Source organism: Candidatus Cloacimonadaceae bacterium (assembly GCA_030693415.1).
Taxonomy (GTDB): domain Bacteria; phylum Cloacimonadota; class Cloacimonadia; order Cloacimonadales; family Cloacimonadaceae; genus JAUYAR01.
This window is the reverse complement of record JAUYAR010000097.1, coordinates 1-3,823: the sequence shown is the minus strand read 5'-3', so window position 1 is coordinate 3,823 and position 3,823 is coordinate 1. Positions and strand designations below refer to the sequence as shown.

Below are 3,823 nucleotides of genomic sequence, written 5' to 3'. Positions count from 1 at the left end.
TTTTGCTCACGCATCGCGATCCGCTGCTGCTGATTCTGATCGGGCTGATCCTGCTGTTGGTCATCATTCGTTTCATTCGCTATTTTTCAAAGCGGAGCTTGAACCGACCGGAAAAAGAACCCGCAGGCGGGTCTCTGCTATCCCTCAAACAAGATCAGGGTTTCATCCCGGGTAAAGACTGGCTGCCGGTGGTTCAGGAGATCAATTCGCTGTTCAATTATCTAAAGAACGAACAAACTTGGCGGAAAATCCACCTCTTTCAATCCGCTCCGACCTCGATCTGCATGGCTCTGGGCATCGCTTTTGGACACTTTCTACCCATGAGAGTTTATCACTATCAGACCGAAAACGGAGCCGGGATGTACAAAGAAATGTATCGGATGGAAGAGGTATTCTAAATATCCAGAAAAAAGGACATCACGCTACCATCCGGCGCTGAAACTCAGCTTTATTGAAGATCCACCCCATTGTCTGCGTCCGGAATCGGGATCGGGCACCGGATCAATGATATCGGTTTTGAAGATATTGCTCCATTTTATTGGGGCAAGCTGTTGCGCCTCAAGGCTTATCTTTGTTTTGGAAAACCGGTATCCCAGGCGCAGCGGCAGCTTGAAATAGCCGTTCACATCATCGTGAAAATCATATCGGTAGTTTTCGTAGGTAAAGAAGAAGGGATACATCACCACGATGCGGTTTCGGATCAGGATGTCTTCGCTGTGAAACAGATGATGGTAGGAAAGCCCTGCCGAGAAACCGAATCCGTTTTCCGTTTCGCGTTTTGAAGAATAGAGCGCTCCCAGATGGGGAGAGGCGGCTTGGATCGTGAAACTCTTGATCCGGGTGCGATGGGCAAGGAAAATATCCCAAGCGGTAAAGGGCCAGATATCGAAATATGAGTCATCTCCGATGCCGCTGAGCCAGGCATCCACGCCAAATCCATAGTGCAGACGCTCTGTGCGCTTTTCCACTTTGGAATAGAACTCAAGGCAGCGCAAAATATCCAGCTTGCCATATTGTTCCCCGCGATATCTGAGCTCTGCGCCGGCATTGGTAAAGGCAGTGCTGGCGGATGCGATCCAGGATTGATTCCAGCCATACTCTCCTGTCAGTCCGATCCGGCTGATAAAAACCCGGTTGCTATATAGCGAATCGGATGCATAGGGTAGGGTCTTTTCCGCCCACAGTGATGCTACAAGGGTGTTTCTCCGGTATCCTGCCGCAGCTTTTGCCAACACCCAGTGGAAGGGAATCTCCCCTGAGTGGCTTAGCACCTTATAGTTCAGGTAGGCGTGATGGTTTTTGGCTGAAAGCGCCCCCTGCCAGGATGCTCCCGAAGATTCCAACTCGCAAGCAAATCCTCCGCCAAAGTCATTTCCCAAGATCAGAAGGGGGTTGTAGGTTATATTGTTTTTCCGGATTTTGCAATCGATGCGGAGTCCGCTGTCCGGCATATCGAAATCAATGCGGTCATCTTCATTGTGGAGATTGGAGATTTCGCCGATCAGATTTTGCTGCCGATACTCAAATGCGAGCCTCCCAAAACCATGTCTTTGATCCCAACCGGCTTTGAATGAATAGCTGTATAAGAAACCCTGTGGATCACGCCTGGTTTTGATCTGATAATAGTCGATCAATTCCAGTGAGGAATATATCTGCCGCTGTGGGCAAGCATCCGGCTCGACATCGGATGAAGTATCTGTCTGAGCGCTCAAACAAAGGGGGTATATCGCAAAATATACCCCCAACAACAATAGCGCTGCCCGCATCTCCTATCCGAAAAGCTGGATGAACTTGGCGCGGTTCATTCCAGGCAACACTCCTTTGAAAGTATAATCCGGGAAATATGGCACATCATTTGAATCGATTGCATTGCCCTGAGGATCGGTGGGGTAGCCCGGGTTCACCTCCAGCCTATGATAGCGGTTCACCACGTAAACTACACCGGTGATCGTGGTCCATACTCCCTGATAATTAAAGTAGTGGCTACCGCCTACGTTCCAATTGTGTTCATTACTGATATAGTTTTCCACCCATGAAACGCTGGGATTGTTCCAGTGAAAATAGGGGATCACATCCCGAACATCGGTGATCGATCCGTTGAAGAACGCGCCCAGATTGATCGTGAACTGAGTGTTGTTTTCAAACATGTCATAAGGTCCGCTCACGATCGTTTCCAACCATGTGGCAATGTCATCGACAGAATCCCAGTCTTGGGCAAAATTGGGTCCTTCATCATCATCAGCAATGTCTTCGTTGAGCGAAATGATATGTTCGATCTTGATCACGTCGTTGTTTTGGGTGTCGGTTTCGCTGAGGATATAGCCGGTGCAGAGACGGATATCTCTGGCGGCGTTGATGATGCCGTTGCGGGCGCCGTTTAGATAGGTCTGATTGGCGATCACGCCAAAGCTGGCGTTATTGTCCAGGTTATGTTTCAGGATTTTTGCCTGGATCTCGGCTCCCAACGCGTTTTCGGCATTAAAAGAATAATCTCCATCCCAATAGTCGATATACAGCGTGTTGCCTTGCATGGTGCTTTCGACATGATAGGCATAGGCTTCATCCCCAGGAACAGCGGGGACGTCAATATTGGCAATCTGCGAAATCCAGTCATAACCGTTGCCCGTATCCACCATATCCCAGTTATATGCCACCATCAGGTTAAACGCCGCATTGACGGCATGCACCGTAGCACGGAACGCGAAGATTTCTCCACAATCCACTTCCACGAGTTCCTCGCCGGTGTCGATCATGATCATGTTGGAATCCGCCAAAGCCACTGCGTCTCCCAGATACCGGATGGAATTGTTCAGCCGGGGTATGATCGCGGTCTTGATATAGTTTTGCAGGCGCATGATGGACATGGCGGAGGATTTGTCCGGGTTCATCTGTTTCAGAGCGATCAGGGGAGCATCGGCAAGAAATTGGAACTGGTTGTTGATAATCCGTTTCGAGCCTTTTTTGAGGTTTCCGCCATCCTCGATCATTGCCCAAAGCTCCGCGTCGTAATTGATCCGGATGATTTCCAGAATGGACATGCCCAGGTTTCCCATGGGATTATCCGCATCGAGCTCGAGCGCTCTTAGAAACTTGGCTTCGATCTGATTGAAGGTGGCTTGAAGCAACACATCCTCAGGGCTGTTAAACTCTTGATTTTCGCTGTCTTCCATATCGAGGATAACCTGATTTAGCATTGCCATCCCTTCTCTTGCATAGACATTAGCAGCCGACAGATCGTTCGGCTCCGTGATTTTTTTGGCACAGGAAACGATCATCATGCCCAGAATCAATAGCGGCATGATCAATATAGCCGTTTTCCTTAGTTTCATTTTGAACCTCCTAAGTGTTCTATTGGGTGTATTTATCAAGCTTTATACCATTATGGATCAGATGGATACTCAGATTGGTTTGGATTCTCATGCGTCTGAATGGTGATAATGGAAGAAACTGTGGCAAGGATTTGAGCGTGAAGATCATCAGATCAGGAATCGGGGCAATGGGTGCTAAAATCACGTCTATCCCCCCTTAGGGGTATCATTCGATATCCCGGAATCAAGGATTTGTTCGCATAAACCCTTGACAATATGATGAGTATGGTCAACACACGTTTCCATGACGGCACGCTATTATCCTTTGATATATTTGTCAAGAAGAATATTCATGGGCTTTCCTTCCGCCGAGAGGAGACTGTTCAAAAACCATCACCATTCTACGCTGCTTTACCAGAGCACTTGGAGAATAAGTGGTCTAAGTGCTTCCATTTTACATTTTCTTGACAGATTTGGGAGATGTTCAGATTGGCAATCAGCGATTGCTCATGCAT

At 48.3% G+C, this 3,823-nt stretch carries 3 protein-coding genes; 1 reads left to right on the top strand and 2 read right to left on the bottom strand.

Annotated features, from left to right (window positions below; all coding sequences use genetic code 11):
• The coding region (locus Q8M98_05970; GenBank protein MDP3114310.1) for an SAVED domain-containing protein at positions 1-398 on the top strand (398 nt) is incomplete at its 5' end.
• 24 nt (positions 399-422) lie between these two features.
• On the opposite strand, the gene Q8M98_05965 is transcribed toward Q8M98_05970, so the two are convergent.
• Both Q8M98_05965 and Q8M98_05960 read right to left on the bottom strand, forming a co-directional pair.
• Positions 423-1,712 (bottom strand): hypothetical protein, encoded by a 1,290-nt coding sequence (locus tag Q8M98_05965; protein ID MDP3114309.1) that lies wholly within the window; start codon positions 1,710-1,712, stop codon positions 423-425.
• A 57-nt stretch (positions 1,713-1,769) separates the two neighbouring features.
• Positions 1,770-3,329, bottom strand: a complete 1,560-nt coding sequence (locus tag Q8M98_05960) for a hypothetical protein (protein ID MDP3114308.1) — start codon at positions 3,327-3,329, stop codon at positions 1,770-1,772.
• Positions 3,330-3,823: the final 494 nt, after the last annotated feature.

Bases quoted from the DNA above. Each gene is read 5' to 3' on its own strand.
- Q8M98_05960 (MDP3114308.1), bottom strand. From the start codon at position 3,329: ATGAAACTAAGGAAAACGGCTATATTGATCATGCCGCTATTGATTCTG.